We start from the raw sequence: 5241 nt of genomic DNA on the forward strand, positions 1-5241 counted from the left end.
CACCCAATCATGATCGCTGGATTGATAGGTACAAAGCTTGATATCACTCATTGTTGTAGTTGATATGGACGCAGGCTTGCAGAGCAAGTTGTTTTTCAGTAGCCGAAACAAGAAAACGTCAAAGGAATTCAGGCGATGGGCATTAATACAGAGCGCGATATCGAAGCGAACATGCAAATCGGCCCGACCGATGCGGGCATGGTGCGTATTTTTATCGAAGGCGACGGCATCGAAATTCCGATGGATTTTGACCCCGAGGAAGCAGAAGAAATCGCAGAAGAAATTCGCGCGGCCGCGTCACGAGCACGCAATATGGCTACGAAATAAGATCGTTAGAGCCAGATCTTCTTTCGCGGATCGCGTAAGGATTGTAGGCGGCGCGCAGCATCGGTGGCGAATTTGTGCGTTATTTTTTTGCGCCGTGCCGGGGCCAGTTTCTCTTCAGGCCCCATGCGCATGATTTCAGCGTCATAGGCATCAGCGATCAGCAGGCCCGTACCGTCAGGCAATAATTCCACAGGAAAATCGGAATCGACGGCCCAGAAGTAGCGATCGCACCACTCCAGATAGCCCTCCCACTTCTTATCCGTCTGAAAGTCCGCCTTGCTGGATTTGCATTCGATCACCCAAAGCTCGCCCTTGGGGCCAAGCGCAATCACATCAACGCGCAAGCCACGCTTGGGCACAAATTCCTCGATGCATACAAATCCATGGCTCGCCATATGGCGGCAAACGCCCCGCGCCAGCAACTGGCCGGGTTGCAAAGTAGACATCGCAAGAAGTTCAGGATCGCTCATAGCGGTGATTTATGAACAAAGTGAGAACAAAATCAAGCCCGCTCAATCAACATGCCCCTTGTCGGAACCGCTTTCGCACCCTACATGTGAAGACGGCGGCTTCTGCCCTTCTTGTTTGTCGGTTGAATTCCAGTGGCCTTAAGCAATCCCTAGGGAGCTGGCTCTGTTTGGACCCTGGTCCACTTACCTGGCGCCCACCTGTACATACAGGTCCCCGGGAATTAGATAACCAGAACGGTTGCGTGCGGTTCCGCCACTTTTCCACATGTCACGCCCAAGTTTGTTCCAGAAAAACCTGGGCAAACTCGATCAATGGGTTCGGGTGCCGAACTACCGGTGTCTTTGAAAAGGATCGCGTGGTTTCGCAGCGACTTTCACACGCACGGGGCGGTTATAGTCGACGCGCACTTTTGTTCCACCACGTGGCTCATCGTCGTCATCGTCTTTCATCCGCATAATCCGAATGGAAAACTGTACACCTGCAAATACGATACCGTTGAACAGCCAAAGCAGAAAAACGGCCAACACGCCGTCGCTAGAGTGCGTTACGAGATGCCAAAGGTTCATGATGTTGAACCACATCAGCGCGCCAACAAAGACGGCAGAAATCACAAATCCAACTATCACCTGAGTAATATACATACGGATGAGTCGTGGCATCTGAACACTCCTATTTGCTAACAAAAGGATAACCCCTTTCGCACGGCCTGCAAGTCCGATCAGCCAAAAGGCGCTTAAAACGCGTCAGGCTTGGCCTCGCGTGCCATGTGATCGAGCACTGCATTGACGAACTTTGGCTCTTTCCCTTCGGGAAAAAACGCAGCAGCAATATCGACATATTCCTTTATCACTACCTTGGGCGGCGTATCGCTTTGCGTCAGTTCACCGCCCGCAGAGCGAAACAGGGCGCGCAATGTCGGATCGATCCGCGCAATTGGCCATTTGGCGACCAGCGCGCGATCTGTCATCTGATCTACACGCGCCTGATAATTCACTGCATCGCTTACAAGGGCACGGAAAAGGTCTACGTCGCCTTCAACGAATTCCATGTCCTCATAGACCGCGCCAAAACGGTGATCGAGGAATTCAGTTACGATGCCCTCGGCCGTCTGCCCCGAACTTTCCATCTGAAACAGCGCTTGCACCGCGTAAAAGCGGGCTGCGGATTTCATCTTGCGTTTGGCGTTCCCCGAAAGGGCGTTGTCCGTGCTCATGCGAGGTCTTTTCCTTTGGCAAATCCTGCCAGTTGGTATTCATCGGTTGCAGGTACAAACCCTGCCCCCTTACGTTGGCCGCCCCACTTACGGGCGAGCGCGATCAGATGCAAGGCCGCAGCAGCAGCGCCGCCCCCTTTGTTCTGATCTTTTGGATCGGCGCGCACTTCGGCCTGCTTGCGGTTTTCCACTGTGAGGATGCCATTGCCGATACAAAGCCCCTGCAAGCCCAGCAATTGCAGCGCGCGAGAGCTGTCGTTGCAAACGGTATCATAATGCGTGGTTTCGCCGCGAATAACACAGCCCAGCGCGACGTAGCCGTCAAAATTGCTGAGACGTTCGGCAATCCCTACCGCCGTCGGAATTTCCAAGGCACCGGGCACTTCAACGACATCATAGGTGCCGCCAACTGCTTCGATTTCCGCAATAGCGCCGGCCACCATGTTATCAGCGATATCCTTGTAATAGGGCGACACCACAATCAGCAGCTTTACAGGGCGTTCAAACTCTGCGCGCGGCAGAATATAGTGCTGTTCATGTCCAGCCATTATCCAAGCTCCGAAATTTTACGGGTTCCGACGATTTCAAGGCCATAGGCATCGAGCCCAACAACCTTTGGCGAGGGTGAATTGGTCAGCAGCTCGAGTTTGGACAAACCAAGCGAGCTAAGGATTTGCGCGCCCAAACCATATTGGCGCAAAGTCTGCGGCGAAACACCATCCGCGTCGGGATCAAGCTTCATCGCCGTGTCGCGCAACAGGACAACAACGCCCCGCCCCTCAGTGGCAACCGCATTCATCGCATCGCCGAATTCACCGGCACGACCTTTCGGGCCAGTGCCGATCACATCCAGCATCGGATCCATCGCGTGCATTCGCGTCAGCACAGGCGCATCACCAGAAATATCGCCTTTGATTAGAACAATATGTTCGGCCCCTTGGGTTTCATCCGCATAAATGCGCATGTTCCATTCGCCGCCGAATTCGGAGTTGATGGTTTCGTCAGAGCGTACTTTTACCAGATTGTCATGGCGGCGGCGATAAGCGATCAGATCACTGATAGTGCCGATTTTCAGGCTATGCTTCTGCGCAAAAGCCACCAATTCTGGCAAACGTGACATGGTACCGTCGTCATTCATGATCTCGCAAATCACGCCCGAGGCATTCAGCCCCGCCAGGCGGGATACGTCTACTGCGGCCTCTGTATGGCCTGCTCGAACCAAAACCCCGCCATTGCGCGCTTTCAGCGGAAACACATGGCCGGGCGTTGCAATATCTGCCGCGCCTTTGCCTGCATCAATCGCAACAGCGACGGTGCGCGCGCGGTCATGGGCGGAAATGCCTGTCGTCACACCCTCGCGCGCCTCGATCGAAATCGTAAACGCGGTTTCGTGACGAGAGGAATTGTTCGTGCTCATCAGCTCTAAGCCCAGCGCTTCGATCCGCTCGCCCGGCAGAGCAAGGCAGATCAAACCGCGCCCGTGCGTGGCCATAAAGTTGATCGCCTCCGGCGTTGCCATTTGCGCAGGGATTACCAGATCACCCTCGTTTTCGCGATCCTCGTGATCGACCAGAATGAACATCCGCCCGTTGCGCGCATCTTCGATGATCTCTTGCACAGAAGAAATCGCATCGCTCCAGTTTTCCTCAACCGGGCCGGGTTTTTCAAAGCTCATGGCAGCGCCTTTTCAATCTTGTTTGCACGCAAATAGCCCAAGGCACAGCGCATTGCCAGAGGAGCGGCGCGTCAATCGAAGATATCCTCGATTACATCCTTGGCTTCTTCGATAAACCAACGAAGTGCTGATTTGCGCCGTTTGGGTTTCTGGGCCTTTTTGTTGGACTTGAAGCTTTTAGGCGCAGGCAGATGTGAGATTGCGTGTTTGGGTGCGCTTTGTGCTTTAGGATCCGTCTCCAATCGCTTCATCATGCGGATCGGCGCTCCGCACGAACCACAGCTCAATTCATGCGAGATCTTGCCACGCAAAACCAGCGCAGCACGCGAGCCACAATAACAACAGGTAGTGATCTTTGTCGAAGTCGGCATGGGTCACTTTCATTCACTCTCTGCGCTAGATAGGCCTAGATCCGAGAGTTGAAAGATGCCGTAACAAAGAAAGGCTTCGCCAGACTGCCCAGCCAATGAATTAAAACATTAACGCGGTAAACTAGCGTAAAGCGCGACAGCCGCTGCGTTGGAAACGTTAAGCGAGCCAAAGGCGTCAGAGAACTCGATCCGCACCAAGGCATCTACGGTTTCTTTGGTCTTCTCACGCAGCCCCGGCCCCTCGGCACCAAGCACCAGAGCAATCGGACGGTCCCGCTTGCCTTCGAGCGCAGCTTCAATCGTTTGTTCGGCCTCGCCATCAAGGCCTAGCACCAGATAACCCATCTTTTGCAGGGCTTCGATGCTTTCGGCCAGATTGCGAATGCGCAAATATGGCTGACGTTCCAACGCACCGCTCGCAGTTTTCGCCAAAGCGCCTGTTTCAGGCGCAGAGCCACGGTGGGTTCCGATAACGGCGCTCGCACCAAAAACCTCGGCCGAGCGCAGAATCGCGCCGACGTTATGCGGGTCAGTCACACGATCCAGCAGGATCGCGCGTGGGACGGCGGCAGTGCCCCCAACACAAACATCTTCCAAACGGCCCCATGAAAGCGGCTTTACCTCAAGCGCGGCACCCTGATGGACGGATTGTGGATCAAGCGGGGCCGCAAATTTGCGCGGATCGCACACAAGCGGCTCGATGCCAGAGGCTTCAATCGCTTCGGCCAATTTCCCTTGGGCATTCAACGTCACAACCAATTGCAACTTTTCACGCGCAGGGTTCATCAAAGCATCCCGCACTGCATGCAGGCCAAAAAGCCAAACGGTTTCAGCATTGGACGCTTTTTTGTCCTGCTCTTTTTTCACGACCCACTTAGGTTTTTTCATCTTCAGCTCCTCTGGCTTGACAGCCGTGTTCGCCTTGCCTTGAATGATCTGGCTTCGCAAGAGTTTTTCGGGTTGACGGTGAATTACCCCGCTTGTAATCACCCGCTCACGCAATGCGTTTTAACGCAATGCAGTGGGCGACAGGCCGCAAGGTGTGGCAGGGGACTGTAACTCCCTCGCGGAGACGCACGCCTGGTTCGATTCCAGGGTCGCCCACCATTTTCTTACAGCATTGATTTTATGACCTTTTACAACTAACCTTCCAGTGTCTGCCGGTTTTTTCGACACATTTGGAG

At 54.2% G+C, this 5241-nt stretch carries 8 protein-coding genes and 1 tRNA gene; 2 read left to right on the forward strand and 7 right to left on the reverse strand.

Annotated elements, in window-relative coordinates; all coding sequences use genetic code 11:
- The first annotated feature begins 135 nt into the window (after positions 1 to 135).
- Complete coding sequence (locus WBC85_RS04030) at positions 136 to 327, forward strand: DUF6324 family protein (RefSeq protein WP_424433391.1); 192 nt, start codon at positions 136 to 138, stop codon at positions 325 to 327.
- Positions 328 to 332: 5 nt separating this feature from the next.
- Here the strand turns inward: WBC85_RS04030 and WBC85_RS04035 are convergent, their stop codons facing one another.
- The 7 genes from WBC85_RS04035 to rlmB all read right to left on the reverse strand — a co-directional run bounded on the left by WBC85_RS04035 (position 333) and on the right by rlmB (position 4945).
- On the reverse strand, positions 333 to 797 hold the full coding sequence (locus WBC85_RS04035; RefSeq protein ID WP_424433392.1) for an MmcB family DNA repair protein: 465 nt from the start codon (positions 795 to 797) through the stop codon (positions 333 to 335).
- A 330-nt stretch (positions 798 to 1127) separates the two neighbouring features.
- Positions 1128 to 1457, reverse strand: a complete 330-nt coding sequence (locus WBC85_RS04040; RefSeq protein WP_424433393.1) for a hypothetical protein — start codon at positions 1455 to 1457, stop codon at positions 1128 to 1130.
- A 74-nt stretch (positions 1458 to 1531) separates the two neighbouring features.
- Positions 1532 to 2011: a transcription antitermination factor NusB gene (gene nusB / locus WBC85_RS04045; RefSeq protein WP_424433394.1), complete on the reverse strand. Its 480-nt coding sequence runs from the start codon at positions 2009 to 2011 to the stop codon at positions 1532 to 1534.
- Positions 2008 to 2559, reverse strand: coding sequence for a 6,7-dimethyl-8-ribityllumazine synthase (locus WBC85_RS04050; RefSeq protein WP_424433395.1), 552 nt, complete (start codon positions 2557 to 2559; stop codon positions 2008 to 2010). The genes nusB and WBC85_RS04050 overlap by 4 nt, the downstream gene beginning before the upstream one ends.
- Positions 2559 to 3686, reverse strand: a complete 1128-nt coding sequence (gene ribB / locus WBC85_RS04055) for a 3,4-dihydroxy-2-butanone-4-phosphate synthase (protein WP_424433396.1) — start codon at positions 3684 to 3686, stop codon at positions 2559 to 2561. Before ribB ends, WBC85_RS04050 begins: the two co-directional genes overlap by 1 nt.
- Positions 3687 to 3757: 71 nt before the next feature.
- Complete coding sequence (locus WBC85_RS04060; protein WP_424433397.1) at positions 3758 to 4057, reverse strand: hypothetical protein; 300 nt, start codon at positions 4055 to 4057, stop codon at positions 3758 to 3760.
- Between the two features lie 108 nt (positions 4058 to 4165).
- Positions 4166 to 4945: a 23S rRNA (guanosine(2251)-2'-O)-methyltransferase RlmB gene (rlmB, locus tag WBC85_RS04065; protein ID WP_424433398.1), complete on the reverse strand. Its 780-nt coding sequence runs from the start codon at positions 4943 to 4945 to the stop codon at positions 4166 to 4168.
- Positions 4946 to 5080: 135 nt separating this feature from the next.
- Between rlmB and WBC85_RS04070 the strand changes: the two genes are divergently transcribed.
- Positions 5081 to 5164, forward strand: a tRNA-Tyr gene (locus WBC85_RS04070).
- The last annotated feature ends 77 nt before the right edge of the window (positions 5165 to 5241 follow it).

This window comes from Planktotalea sp., from assembly GCF_049680325.1.
Taxonomy (GTDB): domain Bacteria; phylum Pseudomonadota; class Alphaproteobacteria; order Rhodobacterales; family Rhodobacteraceae; genus Planktotalea.